Source organism: Sphingobium sp. D43FB, from assembly GCF_002312805.1.
In the GTDB taxonomy this organism is placed as follows: Bacteria; Pseudomonadota; Alphaproteobacteria; order Sphingomonadales; family Sphingomonadaceae; genus Sphingobium.
This window is the reverse complement of sequence record NZ_NMUA01000268.1, coordinates 1-388: the sequence shown is the minus strand read 5'-3', so window position 1 is coordinate 388 and position 388 is coordinate 1. Positions and strand designations below refer to the sequence as shown.

1 protein-coding gene is annotated in these 388 nt (G+C 52.8%); it reads right to left on the bottom strand.

All coding sequences use genetic code 11. The features are described from left to right. On the bottom strand, nt 1-316 hold a 316-nt coding region (locus SxD43FB_RS24340; RefSeq protein ID WP_217988866.1), incomplete at its 3' end, for a hypothetical protein. Nucleotides 317-388 lie beyond the last annotated feature (72 nt).

The window sequence follows — 388 nt, the reverse complement described above, 5'->3', positions numbered from 1 at the left end:
TGAAGTTCAATACCGCCCCTTCGCCAAAATTCACCGCGCGAGCGACGCTGGCGCCCGGTTCAGGATGAGTCCTGAATGTAAAGTATTCGGGCTTAAGGAACTGGTCATCCTGTCTGCCTATTTCATTAAGCACAAAAATTGTCATCACCGGTTCCAGCGACTTGAACTTTTTCAACATGAACGCCCCGCCCTTCTCTCGCTGGTTTTTGGTGGGGCCAAAGAAATACAGCAGCGGCGACTGACCCGTTTTAAGATCAAGCGCTACCTGGCCAAGACTATTGACACTGCCCTCAGCCAACATGAGATTGATGATCATGGTGAGTAAAGGCCCTTGCAGCGAGTCGTAAGCGGCGACCCGGACCACGGTGGCTGCACGCCCTGATTCTGT